21 protein-coding genes are annotated in these 20,268 nt (G+C 34.1%); 8 read left to right on the top strand and 13 right to left on the bottom strand.

The genetic code is table 11. From position 1 onward, the window contains the following. Nucleotides 1-227: 227 nt before the first annotated feature. The 5 genes from O0955_RS08555 to O0955_RS08575 form a co-directional block, all read right to left on the bottom strand. On the bottom strand, nucleotides 228-749 hold the full coding sequence (locus O0955_RS08555; protein WP_269427122.1) for a hypothetical protein: 522 nt from the start codon (nucleotides 747-749) through the stop codon (nucleotides 228-230). Nucleotides 750-799: 50 nt separating this feature from the next. Beyond that, a complete protein-coding gene (locus tag O0955_RS08560; protein WP_269427123.1) occupies nucleotides 800-1,366 on the bottom strand; it encodes a UbiX family flavin prenyltransferase in 567 nt (188 codons plus the stop codon). 420 nt (nucleotides 1,367-1,786) lie between these two features. Continuing rightward, nucleotides 1,787-2,410 carry a Crp/Fnr family transcriptional regulator gene (locus tag O0955_RS08565; RefSeq protein WP_269427124.1) on the bottom strand — a complete coding sequence of 208 codons (624 nt, stop codon included), beginning with the start codon at nucleotides 2,408-2,410 and terminating at the stop codon, nucleotides 1,787-1,789. A gap of 195 nt (nucleotides 2,411-2,605) precedes the next feature. Continuing rightward, nucleotides 2,606-3,217: a Crp/Fnr family transcriptional regulator gene (locus O0955_RS08570; protein WP_269427125.1), complete on the bottom strand. Its 612-nt coding sequence runs from the start codon at nucleotides 3,215-3,217 to the stop codon at nucleotides 2,606-2,608. A gap of 124 nt (nucleotides 3,218-3,341) precedes the next feature. Continuing rightward, nucleotides 3,342-4,514: an aldose epimerase family protein gene (locus O0955_RS08575; protein WP_269427126.1), complete on the bottom strand. Its 1,173-nt coding sequence runs from the start codon at nucleotides 4,512-4,514 to the stop codon at nucleotides 3,342-3,344. Nucleotides 4,515-4,711: 197 nt separating this feature from the next. On the opposite strand from O0955_RS08575, the gene mgrA reads away from it, so the two are divergent. After that, on the top strand, nucleotides 4,712-5,704 hold the full coding sequence (gene mgrA, locus O0955_RS08580; protein ID WP_269427127.1) for an L-glyceraldehyde 3-phosphate reductase: 993 nt from the start codon (nucleotides 4,712-4,714) through the stop codon (nucleotides 5,702-5,704). An 85-nt stretch (nucleotides 5,705-5,789) separates the two neighbouring features. Here mgrA and ligD read toward each other — a convergent pair whose 3' ends face one another. Further along, a complete protein-coding gene (gene ligD / locus O0955_RS08585) occupies nucleotides 5,790-8,471 on the bottom strand; it encodes a DNA ligase D (RefSeq protein WP_269427128.1) in 2,682 nt (893 codons plus the stop codon). A gap of 216 nt (nucleotides 8,472-8,687) precedes the next feature. On the opposite strand from ligD, the gene O0955_RS08590 reads away from it, so the two are divergent. From O0955_RS08590 to O0955_RS18200, 4 genes are all read left to right on the top strand, one after another. Further along, complete coding sequence (locus tag O0955_RS08590) at nucleotides 8,688-8,903, top strand: DUF3606 domain-containing protein (protein ID WP_269427129.1); 216 nt, start codon at nucleotides 8,688-8,690, stop codon at nucleotides 8,901-8,903. Nucleotides 8,904-8,921: 18 nt separating this feature from the next. Then, a complete protein-coding gene (locus O0955_RS08595; protein WP_269427130.1) occupies nucleotides 8,922-9,131 on the top strand; it encodes a hypothetical protein in 210 nt (69 codons plus the stop codon). Nucleotides 9,132-9,206: 75 nt separating this feature from the next. After that, on the top strand, nucleotides 9,207-9,569 hold the full coding sequence (locus O0955_RS08600; protein ID WP_269427131.1) for a hypothetical protein: 363 nt from the start codon (nucleotides 9,207-9,209) through the stop codon (nucleotides 9,567-9,569). A gap of 30 nt (nucleotides 9,570-9,599) precedes the next feature. Then, nucleotides 9,600-9,794, top strand: coding sequence for an aldo/keto reductase (locus O0955_RS18200; protein ID WP_428982407.1), 195 nt, complete (start codon nucleotides 9,600-9,602; stop codon nucleotides 9,792-9,794). 46 nt (nucleotides 9,795-9,840) lie between these two features. Here O0955_RS18200 and O0955_RS08605 read toward each other — a convergent pair whose 3' ends face one another. From O0955_RS08605 to O0955_RS08615, 3 genes are all read right to left on the bottom strand, one after another. Continuing rightward, the gene (locus tag O0955_RS08605) at nucleotides 9,841-10,029 is read right to left on the bottom strand and encodes a hypothetical protein (RefSeq protein WP_269427132.1); all 189 of its coding nucleotides are present in this window, start codon (nucleotides 10,027-10,029) and stop codon (nucleotides 9,841-9,843) included. Nucleotides 10,030-10,498: 469 nt separating this feature from the next. Beyond that, a complete protein-coding gene (locus tag O0955_RS08610; RefSeq protein WP_269427133.1) occupies nucleotides 10,499-11,131 on the bottom strand; it encodes a Crp/Fnr family transcriptional regulator in 633 nt (210 codons plus the stop codon). A gap of 258 nt (nucleotides 11,132-11,389) precedes the next feature. Next, on the bottom strand, nucleotides 11,390-11,836 hold the full coding sequence (locus tag O0955_RS08615; RefSeq protein ID WP_269427134.1) for a hypothetical protein: 447 nt from the start codon (nucleotides 11,834-11,836) through the stop codon (nucleotides 11,390-11,392). Between the two features lie 96 nt (nucleotides 11,837-11,932). On the opposite strand from O0955_RS08615, the gene O0955_RS08620 reads away from it, so the two are divergent. After that, nucleotides 11,933-12,139, top strand: a complete 207-nt coding sequence (locus O0955_RS08620; protein WP_269427135.1) for a DUF6965 family protein — start codon at nucleotides 11,933-11,935, stop codon at nucleotides 12,137-12,139. A 19-nt stretch (nucleotides 12,140-12,158) separates the two neighbouring features. Here O0955_RS08620 and O0955_RS08625 read toward each other — a convergent pair whose 3' ends face one another. Then, the gene (locus O0955_RS08625; RefSeq protein WP_269427136.1) at nucleotides 12,159-12,473 is read right to left on the bottom strand and encodes a hypothetical protein; all 315 of its coding nucleotides are present in this window, start codon (nucleotides 12,471-12,473) and stop codon (nucleotides 12,159-12,161) included. A 301-nt stretch (nucleotides 12,474-12,774) separates the two neighbouring features. On the opposite strand from O0955_RS08625, the gene O0955_RS08630 reads away from it, so the two are divergent. Further along, nucleotides 12,775-13,764 (top strand): HNH endonuclease, encoded by a 990-nt coding sequence (locus O0955_RS08630; RefSeq protein ID WP_269427137.1) that lies wholly within the window; start codon nucleotides 12,775-12,777, stop codon nucleotides 13,762-13,764. Nucleotides 13,765-13,911: 147 nt separating this feature from the next. After that, nucleotides 13,912-15,177 (top strand): Hsp70 family protein, encoded by a 1,266-nt coding sequence (locus tag O0955_RS08635; RefSeq protein ID WP_269427138.1) that lies wholly within the window; start codon nucleotides 13,912-13,914, stop codon nucleotides 15,175-15,177. A gap of 5 nt (nucleotides 15,178-15,182) precedes the next feature. Here the strand turns inward: O0955_RS08635 and O0955_RS08640 are convergent, their stop codons facing one another. The 3 genes from O0955_RS08640 to O0955_RS08650 all read right to left on the bottom strand — a co-directional run bounded on the left by O0955_RS08640 (nucleotide 15,183) and on the right by O0955_RS08650 (nucleotide 19,612). Then, the gene (locus tag O0955_RS08640; RefSeq protein WP_269427139.1) at nucleotides 15,183-16,109 is read right to left on the bottom strand and encodes a carbohydrate kinase family protein; all 927 of its coding nucleotides are present in this window, start codon (nucleotides 16,107-16,109) and stop codon (nucleotides 15,183-15,185) included. A 165-nt stretch (nucleotides 16,110-16,274) separates the two neighbouring features. Next, nucleotides 16,275-17,366: a PAS domain-containing sensor histidine kinase gene (locus O0955_RS08645; protein ID WP_269427140.1), complete on the bottom strand. Its 1,092-nt coding sequence runs from the start codon at nucleotides 17,364-17,366 to the stop codon at nucleotides 16,275-16,277. 194 nt (nucleotides 17,367-17,560) lie between these two features. Further along, nucleotides 17,561-19,612, bottom strand: coding sequence for a glycoside hydrolase family 2 protein (locus O0955_RS08650; RefSeq protein WP_269427141.1), 2,052 nt, complete (start codon nucleotides 19,610-19,612; stop codon nucleotides 17,561-17,563). Nucleotides 19,613-20,268 lie beyond the last annotated feature (656 nt).

A 20,268-nucleotide genomic window follows, 5' to 3' on the forward strand; every position in this document is an offset into this window, starting at 1 on the left:
GTTCGGAGTTGTTGGTTTTGAGTTTTGAGAACTGACAAATTACAGACTATAAATTGTTTGGAACACAGATTGTAGTACCATCTTTTAAACGCTGCTCGTGCATGCCTTCGGGGCAAGCTCTTTTTTCACAGCCAAACAAACAGATAACTGAAACGAACAAAACAACTACAATAAAGCTTAATTTTAACATGAGTATCGGCTACTTAGTTTGAGTTATATAATTTAATTCATTCCTTTACAGCTTCAAAACTATAACTATCATCTTTTTTAAATTTCTCTAAAAGCTCGAGTTTATCACTGATTAAGCTATATAATCTATCTTTACGTTCAGTGCGAGAACCGAAGATATGGTTACTTTTTACCTCAAACAGTTCTCCATTTTCTTTACTCGCATACCAAACGATATCAACCTGATTATTACCCGTCTGTCTGTAATATTCAAATAAATCAATTTTGCCCTTAACTAATCTTTGTAAAAAATCAGGGCTTCTTTTGTCGGGACGTATTTTAACCAGATAGTTTATCGCTTTTTCTACTTTATAAAACTCTTTTGTTTCACGGATTGGGATCTTATTAAAGCTGGTGCCTCCTTCAGGCTTGAATCTATAAAAACCAATAAATTGTTTTTTTATATCACCTTTTAAAGTGTCGTTTTTTGAATTAATTAAAAAATCCTGCTGAGCATTAACCTGAGAAAAAAAAGTGCATAACATTGCACAGCATAAGATAGAGCGTAAAAACAGTTTCATGATATTGGTTTAATCAAGCCAAAAATATCTAAATTTTGGTAAAATACCAACTATTTCTCCTGCCACCGGTAACTCTCCTGTTCGAAACCTGCCAGATCTAAAACCCTGCTCACCACTGTTCCCGCTACTTCCTCAATACTCTTTGGTAAACTATAGAATGATGGATTTGCAGGACAAATAATACCTCCGGCTTCAGTTACCGCTTTCATGTTATTAATATGGATTAAGCTAAAAGGCGTATCACGAACAACAGCAATTAGTTTTCTGCGTTCTTTTAGTACCACGTCTGCAGCTCTCGAAATCAAATCGTTTGATATTCCATGAGCAATTCTACCCAATGTACCCATAGAGCAAGGTATTATTATCATGGTATCGTATTTTGCCGAACCTGATGCAAATGGTGCATTAAAATCATTTTTACTGTAGAAAGTAAAATTGTAGTTGCTGTAATTTTGATTACCGAGTTCAAATTCCCAAACCTCTTTTGCGTTATCACTCATCACCACGCCCACTGCCTCAATCTGATCTTTAAGTTTGGCTAGTTCATCAAATAAAACTTTAGCATAAACAGATCCGCTTGCACCCGTAATGGCAACGATTAATTTCTTCTTGATCATAACAAAACAAATTAGGGTTTACTAAATAAAAAAGGGCCGAATACAAGTATTCGACCCTACATCTACCTATGAAAAACATACCCTCGAAAGGGTAAGAACAAATATATAGATTTTTTTAAAAAAAGATAATGGTTAAATGTTAAATAGTGTAAAACACATACCAAAATAAAAACAAGCACACAATCAGCTGATATACAATTAATTAATTTTAAAAAAGTTGAAGTTATTTCAATAAACCTGCGCTTAAATGGATTAATCAGCTCTTAATTATTGCTTTAACAACCTTATAACAAGATTGATTTTGGCATTTTTAGACATAACTGCGCTAAAAATGTAAATAAAAATATACTTTTTCAACCATACACTATCCTAAAAAAGTTACAAACAATTTATCTTGTAAATAAAATCAGGGGCTTTAATTTATTGATCTAATTTTGATCTCAAGCGGCTAAGAGTCTCTACCCGCATCCCTAAAAACGAAGCAATATATTTAACTGGCACACGGTTTACCAGGTCGGGATATGACTTAATAAATCGCAAGTATTTTCTTTCTGCCGATTGCAAACGGGATATAAAGGCCCTTTCGCAAGCCTGTAAATAATACAACTCGGTTATCTGTCTTCCCACATAATTTGCGATCTCAAAGTTATCGTACAATTGCCGGGTCATGGTATGTGGAACAGCAATTGCAATCACCTCTTCTATTGCTTGTACATATTCTTCCGATTCACTTTCTTCATCCATTAAATTACGGATATTCCCAACCAGTTCATTTTCTCTTGAAATCCACGTCGTTACCTCATCCGCTCCATTTTTCATGTAGCCTCTAACCAATCCTTTTACAATTAAAAAGATGTATTTATTGCGATGAATTGGTGAAGAGATAAATTTATTTTTCTTAAATATAACCGGAAAAGTTTGGGTATTAATAATGTGTTCTATTTCGGGACTTAAGGCATGGAAAGATTTGAAAGCGGTTATTACCGGAGAAAACCCATTATAAATTGCCCATTTATCTTTGGAATAATTTTTTTCCGGATTCATTTTTAATTTGTTGGGGCATAAAATACGATAGCTTTTTTATATCTATAAAACTATAAAAATCACAAAACGATTAAATACACTGTTTGGAGACAAAGCTATTGAAGCCTGAATTTAAAGAAAAAAGGCTAAATATCAGGTTTAATCTTTTTTAAATATTTTAGGTTAAAAATCAAAACCCGATGATTCATCGTTTTGTTAATCTTTTTGCTTCATCTTACTCCTCACCCGGCTTAAAGTTTCGAGTCGCATACCCAAATAACTGGATAAAAATTTAACAGAAACCCTGTTATTAATATAAGGATGGTTGGCGAGGAACTGCCTGTACCTTGCTTCTGCTGAAGGTATGCGGGATAAAATTGATCTTTCCTGGGATAAATTGTAATGAATTGCCAGCAGTTTCCTCCCCAATGCATTGGTTTCAGGAAAATGGGTATATAATCCGTCAATTATATTATAGGGAACAACCAGGAGTTCAGTATCTTCCAGCGCCTGCAAATATTCATTGTATAATGCTTGCTGTACCGATGGATTTCTAATCTTGCCGATCAGGCGTTGTTCTTCATTTAAAGAAGTGGTAATTTCTTTCCCTTCTTCTACTATGTATCCTCTTATAAACCCCTTAATTACAAAAAACAAACAGTTATCGTATTGATTTACAATATCTAAAAGTTCATTCCTTTTAACTGTAATTACAAATGTTTCTGTCCTGGCAAAAGAAACGATATCCTTTTTTAAAGGTTCCAGCTTATTAAAAAAATCCAGTAAAGACTCTCTATCGTATCTTACCGGAGCTATATTTGACTCCATCCCGCCCTGCAATGTATTATTTACGTTGCAAAGTTACGAATTCAAACAAGCTAATGCATCATAAAGTATTTAAATTTAAATGCATAAAGATTTGGCGGTCTGTTTACAAACCACCATTGAATCTTTAATTACTAAATTTATAAACCGAACTGGTTTTATATAAAGCGCCCGCCTTTAAAACGGTGCCTGGAAAATCAGGATGATTTGGAGAATCTGGGAAATGCTGTGTTTCCAAACAAAATGCGGTTCTGAAACCATCTTTTATACCAGTTTTAAAAATATTTTTGCTTTGCATAAAATTACCACTGTAAAATTGTAAACCAGGTTCCTGGGTATAAACATCCATAATTATCCCCGATTTATCACCTTTAACTGTAGCTGCATGATACATGTTCAGGCCTTTGGTTTTGTTTAAAATATAATTATGATCGTAACCTTTGCCGTAAGCAAGTTGCTGATTGTTATCGCGGATACGTGCACCAATATTTGTTATTTTTGTGAAATCAAAAGGTGTACCGGCAACTTTCTCTATTTTTCCTGTAGGAATTAAAGTTGAATCAACTGGGGTATACTCATCTGCATAAATTTGTAGAGAATGGTATAAAATCTGACCACTTCCTTCTCCATTTAAATTAAAAAAAGCATGATTGGTTAAATTAACCACTGTATTTTTATCTGTTTTAGCTTCGTAATCCATTTTCAGTTCATTATCATCCGTTAAAGTATAAGTTACCTTAACCTCTAAATTACCCGGAAAACCTTCTTCCATATCTTTAGATAAATAATGAAGTTCTAGCGTATGATCATTTATTTGCTTCGCATCCCAAACTACATCCTGAAAACCTTTTTTACCACCGTGAAGCGCATTAACTCCGTTATTGGTAAATAACGAATATTCTTTTCCATCCAACGTAAATTTGCCCTTAGCAATGCGGTTTCCGTAACGACCAATGGTGCCACCAAAATAAGGTTCAGTTGATTTCACATAATCATTTACACTTTTAAAACCCACTACAACATCCACAAGTTTCCCAGAATGATCCGGAATAGAAAGACTAACCAAACGCCCACCATAATTGGTGAAAACTGCTTTGGCATTTTTAGCATTCTTTAAAATATAAAGGTCTGTTTGTTTCCCATCAATTTCTTTTTTAAAAGAATCAGGAACAAGTTCGACTACTTTAAGGGTGTCTGTTTTAAGGCTGTCGGTTGATGTCTGTTGTTTATTTTCAGATTGACAAGCCGAAAAAGCAATACTTGTTGTAATCGCAATGCCGGTTAATGTTTTTAAATTCATTTTGAGGATACCTGGTTAATACGAATTAAAGATTTAAATATAATTATTACTTTGAAGAATACAAATAAATCGATTTAGTATAAACATTATGAACGCAGATAAATTGTTTATCGAATAACGAATATTTAAAAATTAAAGACTGGTATTAACTTAATAATTCCCAAAATCTGCTTAACATTGTTCTTTCAACTAAAAAGATGAGTCAAAATATATCAGAAAATCGTTACAACAATATGCAATACCGCCGTTGTGGTAAAAGTGGTTTAAAATTACCTGCCATATCACTGGGTTTATGGCATAATTTTGGGCATGTTAATGTTTTCAGCAATAGCAAGGATTTAATTTATACTGCATTTAATAATGGAATTACCCATTTCGACCTTGCAAATAATTATGGTCCCCCTCCCGGATCGGCAGAAGAGGTTTTCGGTAAAATAATAGCAAGCGATTTTAGAAAATACCGGGATGAGATGATTATTTCCAGTAAAGCCGGTTATACCATGTGGGATGGTCCTTATGGCGATTGGGGTTCTAAAAAATACCTGGTTTCCAGTCTGGATCAAAGTTTAAAAAGGATGAAACTGGATTATGTTGACATTTTTTATCATCACCGCCCCGATCCTGAAACGCCATTAGAAGAAACAATGGCTGCTTTAAGTTTAATGGTACAACAAGGTAAAGCACTGTACGTTGGGATCTCAAATTATGAGGCTTTGGAAGCTGAAAAAGCAATCCGTATTTTGAAAGAAATGGGCACATCTTGTTTAATTCATCAGCCCAGATATTCGATGTTTGACCGTTGGGTGGAAAATGGTTTGCTTGATGTTTTAGAAAACGAAGGCGTTGGTTGTATTCCTTTTTCTCCTTTGGCGCAGGGCATGTTAACGGATAAATATTTAAATGGCATTCCTGCAGATTCAAGAGTGGCTACAAGTGGCGTATTTTTGAAGGAAAGCAATATTACAGCAGAGAACATTCAAATTATTTCCAGGCTGAATGAAGTTGCAAAATCAAGAGGTCAGAAATTAGCACACATGGCACTTTCATGGATTTTAAAAGACAAAAGAATTACTTCTGTATTAATCGGAGCCAGTAAATCCGAACAAATTACGGATTCTATAAAAGCTTTAAATAATATAGAATTTAGTACTGAAGAGATTACATTGATTGATCAGATTCTAAAGGGGTAAATAATTTCCGGGATTAACTAAATTGATCCCGGAAATTTCAAAATGTCCTTTTGTTCGCTTTTAACCGCAAAACTAAATGCAATAATTAACCAAAGATGCTTTTAGCTTTGTTAATTGCTTTTTTCAAATCTATTCCTTTACCCAAAACACCCTTAAATAAATCGCCTTCTATTTTTAAACGGTCTATTGTATTAAAAATATTAAAATCTTTCATTTTGAGCCCCGGCTTAACTTCGTCCCAGTGTAAAGGCATGGATACGGTAGCGCCAATTTTAGGTCTTAATGAATAAGGCCCAGCAATGGTAGCCCCCGGTCTGTTCTGTAAAAAATCAAGGTACATTTTGCCTTTTCTTGCCGAAACCATTCTTTCTAAAGAAGTATATTCCGGAATTTGATCATGAACCAGATTCACTATAATTTTTGCAAACATCTGGCTTTGATCATAACTATATTTAGCATCCATCGGAATATAAATATGCATTCCGGTTGAGCCGGAGGTTTTACAAAAACAAGGCACTTCAATGGCATCTAAAACTTTTTTAACTTCTAATGCTGCCTCAACAACCTGATCAAAAGTATTTTGATCAGGATCAAGATCAATTACACAATAATCAGGATTGTCGGGGTGCTGAATTCTGCTAAACCAGGGGTTCATTTCTATGCAACCCAAACTAGCCATCCACAATAAACTTGCTTCATCTGTTCCAACCAAATATTCTTTATGTTCTCCATTGCCGGTTTCATAAGGAAAAGTTTTTACCCAGTCAGGAGCTTTCCCTTTTACATCTTTCTGATAAAAACTAGTACCGTGTATACCACCCGGAAATCGATTTAAAGACTGAGGGCGATCTTTTAAATAAGGTAAAATATAATCTGCAACCTGATAATAATAATTAAACATATCTCTTTTGGTTACCTGATCTTCCGGCCAGTAAACCTTGCTTAAATTGGTAAACTTAAGCTCATGTCCTTTTATTTTCCTCACCTGAGTTTCATCCTTCGGATTAAGCAACGTTTTAGGTTCTTTACCCTTTGGTGACTTTATAGCTTCCAGATGCTCATTCTGATTGATCTTATCCAATACTTCGCCGGTTGGTTTTTCAGTTTCCAGCACTACATCCTTAGCTTTTTTATCTATTCTCATTCCGCGAAAAGATGGATGACGAAAAACACCATCACCTGTAACCTCAGCAAAAGCGACCTCACAAACCAATTCGGGTTTAAGCCAGGTGATTTTTGCTTTTGGAGGATTTGGTCTGAAACGTGAAGATTTATTTACATCCGGCAAAATTTCAAAAGGGCTTTTCTGTACAATAAGTGGTTCAAATTGTTTCATCATTTCCTTTTGGCTATGATCAGAAAATCCTGTCCCTACTTTTCCAACATATTGCAATGCCCCTTTAATAAAAACTCCAAGCAATAAGGAACTAAAATGTTTACTGGTATTATCGTTTTTTGTAAAACCGGCGATAACCACCTCCTGTGTTTTGTTCACTTTAATTTTTAACCATTCTTTCGATCGTTGGTCAGGCACATAAATACTGTTGCTTTTCTTCGCAATTATACCTTCTAAGCCCATTCTTTCAGCGGCATCAAAAAAGTCTATTCCACTGGCTTTAAAAACCTTTCCCAATCTTATCCGGTCATCATTTGCGGGTAAAATCTCTTTTAAAATTGCCTGTCGCTGAAAAAGCGGCAAATTCATTAAGTTTTTACCTTCGTACCAGAGCAGATCAAAGACATAAAAAACCAATTCTCCATCTGCTTCACTCCGCCAGTTTTGTAAAGATCCGAAGTTTGAAATTCCTTTTTCATTCAATACCAGTAGCTCTCCATCCAGTAATGCATTAATTTTCCATTCGTTGAGCAAGTCATAAATTGGATAAAATTTATCATTGAAAGACTTATTATTTCTGGAAAGTAAATCGGTCTTCCCTTTATTTAAATAGGCCAACGAACGGTATCCATCCCATTTTACTTCATATTGCCAATTCGGGTCATTAAAAGGTTTGTCGACCAATGTGGTAAGCATAGGCTTTAATTTTTCCGGCATAGCCGATTTTGGAGCCTTTTTTAATATTGCTTCGACATCAATTTCAACATCATTACTAATTTCGTCTGTGCCTTTCTCAACCTTGTTCTTTTTTGGTTTAAATTTTTGCTCATGCCCCTCTTTCCATACTTTATCAGTCGTTTTCTCTATGTTTTCGATTGTCTTGCCAGAAATCACTGACTTATCTGATTTAGTAATATCTTTTGTGGAAGCAAAATCATCATTATGTTTAATTAACAGCCAGGCATTCTCTGCCATCCCATGGGTTTTAACCAAGGCAAACTCTCCTTTAAGTTTTTCGCCATCTAACCTGATTTTCAGTGAACCCGTATCTAATTGATGTAAAAGATGTTTTTCTTGCGCTTTTTTACCTTTTATTGCGTCAATGGGCTCATAAGTTCCTTCATCCCAAACAATTACAGTACCCCCTCCATATTCTCCTTTCGGAATAATTCCTTCAAATTCACGGTAATCATAAGGGTGATCTTCGACCATCATAGCCAATCGTTTCGTTTTTGGATCTGTTGAAGGCCCTTTAGGTATTGCCCAGCTTTTTAACACACCATTCATTTCTAATCTAAAATCATAATGTAAACGCGATGCATCATGTTTTTGAATTACAAATAACAATTTATTGCTGTCTTTACTTTTTCCTGATTTTGGTTCTGCTGTTTTTGAGAAATCTCTTTTGGATACATACTTTTCAAGGCTCATATTAATTGGCTGTTAAGGATACATATTCTTAAAACTACGGGAGTTTAAAAAAGGTTTTAAGCTTCTCATTAATTATTGAAAATCTAATCTATAACACCTTAATAAACAATGTATTTTGATTAAAAATTCTATGAATCATCATCAATTTGTCAAAGAAAAAAAACTCAAAACCAAATTCTGTAGGCAGCTGTTCTATCAATACCAATATATAAACCCATGGATCTACAAAATCTCCCTAAAAATCCACACATGGAACTGATTGAAGTTGCCGAAGAAAGTGACCGTAAATACTGGGCAGACCGGCTTGGTGTAAGTTGTGAAACATTAAAATCCGCCATACGGGCAATCCGTAATATGGAATTTAGTAAGGTACAGCAATATTTAACTTCCAATAATTTAAATAAAACACCGTTCAAAGAATCCTTTATTTAAAAATAAGTACATCAAACAATGAAAATCAAGAAAAAACCCGGTGTTCAAAATTTAGCTTTTCCCAGTATCAGGCCAATTACGGATTGTGATTATCTTATAGATTTATCCTCCATAGAAAATCCATTTCCAAATAGAGATGGTATTTTTAGTAAGAACAATCAACCCAAAGGAGAAATTAAACCGCTTAGTAAATTCTTTCCAAGAAATGGACTCTATAGTTTATTATAGCAGCTGATTATTTAAAAAAGGCGAATGATTAAAACCTTATAGGAATATTTTTGTTTAAGATATTATAGTACATCTTTGGAATATATTGCTGAAGCGTTAACGAAGCCTATGAGTAAACAATACGAGATTAAGAACCATAAATCCCTGCGTAACCAATTAGAAACCATAAAAAACCAGCTAAAAGAAAAAGAATATTCAATACCAAAAGATAGTTTTGCTCTTGTAGAATCAAAATTTGTCCGGTTAACCGCCAGAAAAAGAAGAGACATACATACCCTTAGAAAGATTCAACACAGAAAAAATCTAATAGGAAATTTCTTATCAAAACTATTCAAAAATAAATTATTCAAAAATCAGGGCTTTTTAATTAAATTCCTTGCAGGATTGCTGGCAAAAAGAACTGGTAAACACATCCACAAAAAGTGGTTATCTGAATAAAAGTTTGATCTGGAAAACGTAAAAACCTTTCTGAATACGACTACTTCGCTTACTGAAAACAAAAAAGCGACTGTTGCACAACTGGTATTAAAATGGACTACCTTACAAAAAGGCGTTCGTATTGTTTTGACTGGAGCCAAAGATAAAGAACAGGCAATTGCCAATGCTGGAGCAATGAACTTTGACCTAACTGCAAATGAACTATTGTCCTTAATTTATTTTTAAGGTTTAAAAAACGAATGCTGCGTATAATACTATTTGAATGAAGTAATTATGCAGGTTCAATGCCATTTGCAACCAATCCGGTTTGGCTCATTTCAATTACAAAATAGATATCCATACCAATCCAAACCTGATTTTTATAATTTTCTAATGAAAAAGTGATTTCCTGTTCATTTTCATCAGTAATCACACCACTCCTGTCCTCATCAATAAAAGTGATTGTACCTTTCCTAATCATATACTTTACATTTAGGATTAATTTTATCAGATATTTTCATAAGCTCTTTTATAAAAAGCTAATTGTGTGTATTCAATAACTGTTCCATGTTTATAAAATAGTTATTCTTTAACTTTTCAATACAAAACCAGGTTCTAAAATTGAAATATGAAAAATATAGGTTGCTATAATTTCACGTAAGCGAATCATTTAATATCGCTTAATCATCTGTTGCAAAGCTAAAACCACGAAAATAAGCGAGATTGGAATACGTCACTTTTGAAGTATTTAAGCTTAAAAATTTGTGAGGATTGTAGTGCCTCCCTTACCCGCATCCTATTTCAATGCGGGTAAACAGGGCTTTATTTATTAACCAAATATATGCAGGACTAAAGCTTGGTCTGATATGAAACAAATATATACTATTTAGATTAATTCCAAATAATAATTTCATTCTTTTTATCAACATTTGATTAGTAATAATAAAGCCTTAATTTTCAGCGTAGGCTGAAGAATCTTTAAACAGCTTCCGGCCTTTTGACCTGATTCTGCTTAAAGTTTCCATTCGAATACCTAAATAAGAAGCAATACATTTTAATGGCAACCGGTTGATCATAATTCCAGAAAGTTTAATAAAACGCTGATAACGTTGTTCTGCAGATGGAATACGGGCTAATATGGCCGATTCTCTGGTTCGTTCATACTGAGCAGAAAGAATGTTTAAACCCAATTCCTTAGTCTCTGCAAATTTCTGATATAAATCATTAATCAGGGTATAAGGAATGGCAAGAAGTTGCGTGGTTTCAAGGGCCTGCATAATTTCCGGATCGTCCAGATTTTTACCTGTTTCATCTAATCTCCCGATCAGTTGTCCCTCTTTAGCAAGCCAGGTTGTGATATCCCGACCTTCTTCTTTAATAAAGCCACGAGCAATTCCTTTAATAATAAAATAAACACTGGGCTCCTGTGTTGCATCTGAAGCAATAAATTTATTCTTCTTGAAAGATACTGGATAACAACGCTTGATAATTTCGTCACCAATTTCCTTAGGGATTCTGGTCATGGCGTTTAAAAAATCTATAAAGATTCCCGCTTCAAAAGTTGGATTTTTTAATCTGGACATAGGGATGAACATTTAGTTATCTATGTTAATCCAACATTTAAGCCAAAGGATAATCTAATTTAAGAGATCCGAATAGCGATTTCTCGTTAAATAGTTCTATTTATATTTTTGATAAACATTTATGAGTCTCTAAAAATTTGATGTTTATCAATTTATTCCTGTAAGTGATACTTTTCAAAGCCCTTAAAAATCCCCACTGGCAAATATTTACCCGACTTGGGGAAATATTACACAGCACTCTACAAATTCCACAATTCGTTAAGAATTTATAAGCACTATAAATTCATGATTAAATCCAGCATCGCAAACCCTAAAAGTAACCTGCCATTTATCTTTAACTAAATTGTCAATATAATTTTTAAAAGCCTTTTCAAAGCGATCGAAATTAATTTTAGGTTTGGTTACAACCAAATAAAAATCATCCGAAGTAGCCAAAACTTCTTCTACATATTTTACCCAATGCATTTTAATTTCGTTTGGTAATTTCTGATAGTTTTGATTGTTTATAAATTGTCCAATATTTAGTAAAAGTTCAGTTTCTAAGTTTTCTCCTGAAACCTGAATCCATTGACCTTTCACTTCGTCAATTACGGCTACCATTTTCTCCTCCAGAAAAACATTAAAAGGCTCGTTTCTTACTTCTTGTTTTAAACCGTATAAATGAGTTTCTCCATCTATATCATAGAGAAAATTTAGTGTAATCATAAATGTGATTAATTTATTTGTCTGATAACCAATTATGGAGTTAATTTTAATTTGAAGGAAGCAAAATCCACCAATCCATTTACTTAACTTTAAAGCATGACAATCTCTGAACTGGAAGAATATTTTAAAAATGCTCCAAAACCTGAAGAGCCTTTATATCTTAATCCTGCAACGAAAATCAACAATATTGATCATTTTTTGGAGAGTCATTTTATCCCGCTGCGCATTAATCCGGATAGTCGTGTAAATCAATCTTTATTATTCAGACTTAAGGCTTTAAAATTATTGATCGAATCTAATTAACAGTTTTAACTGACTGCAATTACTCGTTTCCTTTAAATACATTGATTACCGTGGTTTTCCACTGAATATAGCCAAGTTTGCCGCAAATATTGGCTACAGTATCTTCCACAACAGTGGGCACATCATTTACCACTCTCCAGCGGATTGCATATTTTGGATTATAACTAATGTAAACCACCAAATCATCAGTTCGCTGACCGATGCTTTCTAAACCTTTCAAATGCACCTCCTGAAGTTCGGCTGCCGCCTTTTGAAGTCGCTCATTCATTATTTTACCCAATGATGCATCAGGCCGGAAATCTGTTTCTAATATTGCTAAAACGGTAACTGTCATATTGTAAAATCAAAAGCTTGCTCTTTAATATCCCTAAAGGCCAAAATGTAATGGACAAAAATGTCTATTATTTGGCTCATTTCGGTTATATTTTTCTAATCCGCTTTAATAACACACAAATTTATACTAAAATTATTAGTAATCAAAAAACGTGCCTGATATTTTTAATAATGTTATTTTGATTTTACAGTTAATAGATGAATATGAAATTTCAACATCTTTAAATTAATCTATTACCGATTAATAATAGTTGATATATGTAACCGCATTTTTTCTAAAGAATCTAAACATATTCGCAAGTATGGAAGAAAAACTTTGGGTATTAAAAACGGTACATAACGATGATCGTGCACTGCAGACTGTTGATGATTATAATGACAAAATAGATGAATATTATAATTACGATAGTAAAGTTGCAAATTCCAAAAATATTAAACCTAATGATTATGCAATCTTAATCAATAAAACAAAAATCTTAGGATTTCTAAAAATAAATAGCATTAATGAAGTTGAAGCCCAAAAAGTAATAAGATATTGCGCAGAATGCGGTTCATCTACTATTGATAAGCGCACAAAATTAAAACCAACTTACAGATGTAATAAAGGACACACATTCAATATACCGGAAGAAAAGACTATCAATGTTAAAAAGTTCAATGCTCAATATAAAAATAATTTCATCCCATATAAGCTTAACAAAGTTGGATTATCAGATCTGAGACCTTTTTACAAAAAAAATTACAATCAAAACATGTCAATGCAAGCACTTGATATAGATGCATTAAGATTATTTTCTGAAATAAAAGATAAGCTGTTATTAAAGAATACCGCTTATGCTTTACCACCATATGAGGGTTCTAAATGGAATGAACCAGAAGGTGAATATCACAAAACTGAAGAAGATGAGAGAGAAAGTGTACTTAGGCAAATTAAAGCACGAAGAGGTCAACAAAAGTTTAGAGATGATTTAAGAAAGTGCTATGGAGACCGTTGTATGGTTACTGGCTGTGAGATTTTAGATATTCTTGAAGCTGCTCACATTATTCCTTATCGTGGTAAAAATGATAATCATCCATCTAATGGTTTATTGTTAAGGGCTGATGTACATACATTATTCGATTTGGATTTATTAGGCATAAATCCTGAAGATTTAACAATCCACGTAAATAGAATTGCAGAATCACAATATGGTATTTTTAACAACGAGAAATTGTTAGTTAAAACTCGAAAGCCTAATAAGAAGGCCTTAATTCAGCGTTGGATTAATTTTAATAAAAAAATCAAATATTAGTATCTATACTAAAATAGGTTTATAGATAAAGTAATTCAAACAAAACAGATTTATCAATTAATTTAAATTCCGAGTTTTTTTCAATAATTTCGCCGCCCGGTTTTGGCCAGGCACTCCCCTTTTTTTGTTAATTAAATTCCTTCTGTGATGAGTAAGTATTTGTATGGTATTGATTTTGGAACCACCAATTCGGCTTTGGCTATTTACGATGAAGAAAAAAAAGAAATTGTCGATACGATTATTATTCCCTCGCTTATTTATTTCTTTCACGAACTAAATACGGGTGGTTTAAATTATGTGGTAGGCGAAAATGCCATTTCGGCCTATTTAAATGACGGAATGAAAGGGCGTTTTATTAAATCCATCAAGCAAATTTTATCCCGCAGCAGCTTTACTGAAACACGTATTCAAAATAAACGTTACAATGCTGCCGATTTGGTTGCTTTAATTTTAAAAGATTTAAAATTAAAGGCGGATCAAATTATAGGTCTGGACTGTAAAAAAGCTGTTATTGGTCGCCCCGTATTTTTTGATGACGACAGCACTCCAAAAGATACACTTGCACAAAGCCGTTTAAATAAAGCAGCAGAATTAGCCGGTTTTACTGAGGTACGTTTCCAGTTTGAACCTATCGGTGCTGCCTTTGCTTACGAGAAAACCATTAAACAAAAGGAAAATGTTCTGGTTGCCGATTTAGGTGGCGGAACAACAGATTTTACCTATCTCATTCTTGATCCGGAGAAAGTTGGCAGCAAAAACCGTAAAAACGATATGATGGCTACGGGTGGTATTTATGTTGGGGGCGATAGTTTTGATTCTGCTTTTATGTGGGATAAAGGCACACCGCATTTTGGCAAGAATACACAATATGAGGCTACACCCGGCAAAGTACTTACAGTTCCGAAGTCTCTTTTTGCAAATATTTGTACCTGGGATAAAATGAATTTTTTTAATGGCAACCGCATTAAAAAAGATATAGATGATTACTATTATTACTCGGGTAATGATCCTCAGTTTAAAAACCTGATTACTCTTATCGAAAATAACCTGGGTTATTCGCTTTTTCAATCAATAGAGAAAACAAAGATTACTTTATCCGGTGCAGTGCATTCTGATTTTAAATATTCTAATATGGGAATTGAAATTAACGAGCCCATCTCTATTGAAGAATATGGCCGGATTATCGAAAAGGACATTGATAAAATCAGCGGTTACCTGAATGAATTTCTAATCAAAAATCAGATTGATCCATCGGATATAGACAGTCTTTTTTTAACGGGCGGTACTTCTATGGTTACAGCAGTACAACATTTATTTAAAAGCAAGTTTCCACACATCAGCCTAAATTCCGGAGATAATTTTAAAAGTGTGGCCAAAGGGCTCGCTTATAGCGGATATCTGTTTGAGTCTTAATTTTATTAAATAATATCCATACTCCAATTCTTTTTGTGCTTCATCATAAACCTGTTGATAGCTGATTTTTCATAAACCGGACAGGCGCCTTCCTGCGTCGTAATGTAAGCACTTAATGCAACGGCAAAATCTAAAGTATCATTGATGTACTCGTTTGATAGTTTCATAGAAAGTAAACCTGCTAAAAAGGAATCGCCACTACCTACGGTATCTTTAACCTTAATATTATAAGCAGGCCAGTGGTGTTCTGTTTTAACTCCGTAATAAGATGCGCCCTTGCCTCCTTTGGTGACCACCATTTCGGGGATGTTGAACTTGTTTTGCAGCAAATCTACCCGGTCTGTTTCAGTTTTACATTGCTGACTAAACCAATTGCTGATAATGCCTAGTTCATCTAAATTTAATTTCAGCAGGTCTGTTTTATGCAATAAGCTTGAAATATAACTTTCATTATAATGGGGAGCTCTTAAATTAACATCCATTACCCGGTAAGGTGCCAATTCGAGTAAATGTTCAAGTGTTTTTCTGCTGGTTTCAGTTCTTCCGGAGAGACTTCCATAAACCAAAGCATCGGCTTGTGCCACTAATCTGGTATGTGGGTTTTCTGGTGTGATAAAATCCCAGGCTACGGGCTGCACAATTTCATAAGTTACTTCATTATCTTCGCCTACATGTACCTCTACCGTAGATGTTTTATGTTTTTCATCAATTTGCACGTAAGTATCATCAATGCCTAAATGATTAAGCACCTGCTGTAGTTCGGCACCATTTCCGTCTTTTCCTATTTTGCTGATTAAATGGCTGTTTACACCTAAATTTTTTAAATGGTAAGCTACATTCATTATCGCGCCTCCGGGTTTTTTGCCCGACGGGAAGTTATCCCATAATACTTCTCCAAAACAAATTACTGTAACATTATTTTTTCTGCTCATGCCATTTTCTTAATGTCCAACACCCATATCTTCTTTTACTGCAATAAATATTTCAGTTTTAAATGTAAAATAAAAATTAATGGATTGATTAAAACAATGCAAAAAATTGGCCTTCTTTTTAGAATTGAGTGATAAACAGATTGACTTATCAGGTTGTTAAGGATTCTATTTTGGCAATTCAATAAAAAACTTAGTGCCTGCATTTTCTTCACTTTCAAACCAGATTTTGCCGCGGTGTAATTCTACAATCGCTTTAATAATCCCCATGCCTAAACCGCCAGATTCTTCTCCTTTAAGCCCGGGGCGAAGTGCCTGATGAAGCTTGTCAAATAAATGTGGTTTTAAATGATCAGGAATACCAATTCCATTATCGCTTACGGTAACGAGCACTTTAGTATGATGGTCTTCTATATGAATTTTAATATAACCACCGTCTGCTGTAAATTTTATAGAATTGGAAATCAGGTTATTAATGACCTGCAAGAACTTCATGCTATCAATATTTAAATACAGCTTATCTACAGAACTGCTGAATTCGAAATTTTTAACATCACTTAAACGGGAGCGTTTGTAAAATTGCAGTACATCTCTGATCTCGGAGACCAGCTCTGCCCTTTCCTTCTTGATTTCTATTTCAGCAGATTTAAGAAATTCATAATTAATTAAACTTCTGATAAACAAAATATTACGCTCGCACATATCCTGTATAAACCGGAGCAATTTCAACATGTAGTCGCTGCCTGTTTCCTTCACTTCATTTTCTATGGCCGATGCGGCCATTTTCATCATACCCAACGGTTCTTTCAAATCGTGAGAAAGAATTTCAAGCGTTGTATTTTTCCGGGCGTTAATTTGCTCAATGTGAATTTTATTGTGCTTTATTGCTGTATTATCTTCTGCAATGCCTGCAATAATGATTTCATCTTCCCATTTTAAGGGATAAATACTAATCCGAATGTGTTTTTCAGTTCCATCAGCCACACAAATTCTGAATTCATATTTCTTAGGCTTAAATTCCTCCAAGCATTCTTCATAGCAATCTTTTACATGTTCTTTATCTTCTATGTGTACCTGTGCGATTAAAAGCTCAGGCGACTGCCATACCTCAGCTAAACTCAGCTCCCATATTTGTTCGAAAGCCTGATTTAGATAAGTAAATTTGTGATCCTTTATTTTATAAATGAAGTAAGCGTCGACAGAATGTTCTCCAATTGCACAAAAAAGTTCTTTGTTGATTGATGACTTTTCATATATCATAATGTAGCGATAATTTTATGTAACACATTTAACTTATGGTTAATGTAATACAGCACAAACAGCATCTATTCTTAAAAGTTTTGTTTAGTCCATTTTTATCTCCAAATAACATGGAAGCTTAGGAACAAGAAAACCCCAAAAGGCTAAGGTTAATTGCTTTTAGGGTTTATCTATTTTTGAAGAAGCTTAAAATCCTATTTTAAACTCCAGATCATCTCGTCGGTATAAACCTTACCGTTTTTTACGGCTTTGGTTTTAATTATATTTTTACCTTTTTTCAAGGTTACATTTTCAAAACGGTATAAAACGCCATCGGCGTTAGCTGCTGGTAGTTTCTTTCCATTAATGTAAACCTCTGGTACACCAATATTAGAATAAACCACAATTTGTGTATTGGCATGTTTACGTTCTACAGCCCGGCGCTCGGTTAAATACAATACCGGATTTGTACTCCAATTAACTTTGTACCAATAGAAAGCATCTTTTTTTAGTTTCCGATCGAAAGTAACAAGACCTTTCATGTTTCGGGCGGGCATGCTTCCCCGGTTCCACATCGGTGTAGCAAAGTCAAACATATTCCAGATGTAGGAAGCCGTAATGTAAGGGTGTTTAGCAATAATTGGCCACTGTATTTCGTGTGTCTTCGTTTCATAAGTTTCAGGGTAAAACGGAGAACCATAATCAAATGTATCTTTTAATTCAGTCTGCTCCTGTTGCTGAAACACATTTCCATCGGCACCATATTCTGTAAGCATCACTTTATTATTTGGATACTTACTTTCCAAACCTGAGGCCCAGTTTTCTAAATCTCCAATTTTCCCTTCGTACCAGCCATAATAACGATTCATTCCCTGGATATCGGCATTTAAATTTGTAGGGCGTGTCATTTCTCCATAACCACTTACACTGGCGGTATAACGATAAGGATCAAGAGTTTTAGCAATGTCATCCAAATCACGTGTTAATGCCGCAGGATAATCCGCAATGGTTTTACCATAAACCTCATTATGTAAACCCCAAACATAAATAGATGGGTGGTTGTAATTTTGTTTAATCAGCTCAGTCATTTGTTGTTTGGCATTTTCGCCCTCTTCTCCGGTTGAAGTATTTACAAAAGGAATTTCTGCCCAAATTACAAAACCCATGCTATCACATTGTGAATACAAATATTCTGCCTGCTGATAATGCGCAAAACGAATGGTTGTAGTTCCCATTTCCTTAATAATATCCAAATCTTCTTTATGTTGAGCATTACTTAAAGCATTACCAAATTGCCAGCGATCCTGATGACGGGCTACACCATACATTTTATACGGTTTGTTATTAAGTAACATGCCTTTACCGGCAACAATTTCAAATTTACGAATCCCCAAGGGCTGACTAACTTCATCGATAACCTGACTATCTTTTATAACTTGCGTAACTACTTTGTACAGGTAAGGATTATTGAAACCATCCCATAATGTTGGATTGACTAAACTAAAATCCTGTGTAAATTTTTGTCTGCCTTGAGTAGTTACATGCTCCTTCGTTGTTTTTTCGAGCACCAGTTTTCCCTTTTGATCAAATACCGAACTTTTAATCTGGATATCTTCTGCCTGAGGAGATCTGTTTTCAATTTTAACCAATACACTTAAATCGGCCATGGCATGACTTACATTTTTCTGCGAAATATAAATACCAGGCGATGCATAATCTGTGGTTGTAATGTTGATCTGGTTGGTTACAATTAAACTTACGGGGCGATAAATTCCACCATAAATCCCGAAAAGAAAGTGATTTACCGGAATAATATCCTTTCTGGCTGTATTATTAGCCTTTACCACAATTTTATTGGCCTTACCCAATACAACAGCATAGGTAATATCTACGCAAAAAGCACTGTAAGAGCCTTTGTGCACACCTACTAACTTATCATTAACATATACCTGTGCCACTTGCCCAACACCTTCAAAGCGTAAAAAAAGTCTTTTGTTTTGATATTCGTTACCAAAAACAATTTCCTTTTTATAGATACCTTCGCCTTCATAAAAGTTTTTACTGAGTTGCATATCTGTTGCATTCCAGGTATGTGGCAGGGTTACTTTTTCCCAGTTCTGGTTATGATCTGCAGTATCTTTAGTTTTTTTAAAAGACCAGTCGGTATTAAAATTAATATCCTGTCTGGATTGAGCTTGTACAGTTAAAATTTGCGCTACAAATAAGGCTGTAAACAGTATAAATTGTAACTTTTTAAAATTTTGCATTTATAATAATTATTGGTTTTAAGGGTTACAGCACTCTTTTATGTGTTGCATATTTTAGTTTTTATAGTTTAAGGACAATTTTCCCTCCGGGAAGGTCCAGAATTTTCAACCGGTTTAAATGGATTGTAATAATATAAAGCTGCTGCTTTTATACAGAAGCAAATGTACTTTAAGTCGCTCCACAAAATCACTAAGATTTTTATTTTCGTGACCCGGATTTAAAATGGAGTAATAAAATATCGAATCCGGCTTTGAATGGTTATCTGATAACATGTTTTGTGTTGCTGCTTGGTTTAAGCAAGTTAATTATTATGGAAAACCCATGCTTCACTAAATAATTACGCAAACGTTTGATATTGTATTTCAAACGTTTGAAATAAAAGTGCTTACAGACTATAAATTTGAATTACAGACGATTTCGCTAAACAAATTGCTGATCAAATTTAATTTCGGCAACTTTCCTACGTCTATTCTGAAAATACTTTGAATAAATGATGTTATTAATTCAGCCGGCTGGAATTACCTGTTCTTTGAACAAAAAATCCTCGTAATTAGCTTTGTTTGTTCAGTTTTGCAAAATTGCTTAACCACACAAACGTTTGCGTAAAAACCCATCCCAAAACCATACATTATTTTAACTTCAAATGATATCTATC

The organism is Pedobacter punctiformis, from assembly GCF_027213715.1.
GTDB lineage: Bacteria > Bacteroidota > Bacteroidia > Sphingobacteriales > Sphingobacteriaceae > Pedobacter > Pedobacter punctiformis.

Bases quoted from the DNA above. Each gene is read 5' to 3' on its own strand.
- O0955_RS08555 (WP_269427122.1), bottom strand. From the start codon at position 749: ATGAAACTGTTTTTACGCTCTATCTTATGCTGTGCAATGTTATGCACT.
- O0955_RS08560 (WP_269427123.1), bottom strand. From the start codon at position 1,366: ATGATCAAGAAGAAATTAATCGTTGCCATTACGGGTGCAAGCGGATCT.
- O0955_RS08565 (WP_269427124.1), bottom strand. From the start codon at position 2,410: ATGAATCCGGAAAAAAATTATTCCAAAGATAAATGGGCAATTTATAAT.
- O0955_RS08570 (WP_269427125.1), bottom strand. From the start codon at position 3,217: ATGGAGTCAAATATAGCTCCGGTAAGATACGATAGAGAGTCTTTACTG.
- O0955_RS08575 (WP_269427126.1), bottom strand. From the start codon at position 4,514: ATGAATTTAAAAACATTAACCGGCATTGCGATTACAACAAGTATTGCT.
- mgrA (WP_269427127.1), top strand. From the start codon at position 4,712: ATGAGTCAAAATATATCAGAAAATCGTTACAACAATATGCAATACCGC.
- ligD (WP_269427128.1), bottom strand. From the start codon at position 8,471: ATGAGCCTTGAAAAGTATGTATCCAAAAGAGATTTCTCAAAAACAGCA.
- O0955_RS08590 (WP_269427129.1), top strand. From the start codon at position 8,688: ATGGATCTACAAAATCTCCCTAAAAATCCACACATGGAACTGATTGAA.
- O0955_RS08595 (WP_269427130.1), top strand. From the start codon at position 8,922: ATGAAAATCAAGAAAAAACCCGGTGTTCAAAATTTAGCTTTTCCCAGT.
- O0955_RS08605 (WP_269427132.1), bottom strand. From the start codon at position 10,029: ATGATTAGGAAAGGTACAATCACTTTTATTGATGAGGACAGGAGTGGT.
- O0955_RS08610 (WP_269427133.1), bottom strand. From the start codon at position 11,131: ATGTCCAGATTAAAAAATCCAACTTTTGAAGCGGGAATCTTTATAGAT.
- O0955_RS08615 (WP_269427134.1), bottom strand. From the start codon at position 11,836: ATGATTACACTAAATTTTCTCTATGATATAGATGGAGAAACTCATTTA.
- O0955_RS08620 (WP_269427135.1), top strand. From the start codon at position 11,933: ATGACAATCTCTGAACTGGAAGAATATTTTAAAAATGCTCCAAAACCT.
- O0955_RS08625 (WP_269427136.1), bottom strand. From the start codon at position 12,473: ATGACAGTTACCGTTTTAGCAATATTAGAAACAGATTTCCGGCCTGAT.
- O0955_RS08630 (WP_269427137.1), top strand. From the start codon at position 12,775: ATGGAAGAAAAACTTTGGGTATTAAAAACGGTACATAACGATGATCGT.
- O0955_RS08635 (WP_269427138.1), top strand. From the start codon at position 13,912: ATGAGTAAGTATTTGTATGGTATTGATTTTGGAACCACCAATTCGGCT.
- O0955_RS08640 (WP_269427139.1), bottom strand. From the start codon at position 16,109: ATGAGCAGAAAAAATAATGTTACAGTAATTTGTTTTGGAGAAGTATTA.
- O0955_RS08645 (WP_269427140.1), bottom strand. From the start codon at position 17,366: ATGATATATGAAAAGTCATCAATCAACAAAGAACTTTTTTGTGCAATT.
- O0955_RS08650 (WP_269427141.1), bottom strand. From the start codon at position 19,612: ATGCAAAATTTTAAAAAGTTACAATTTATACTGTTTACAGCCTTATTT.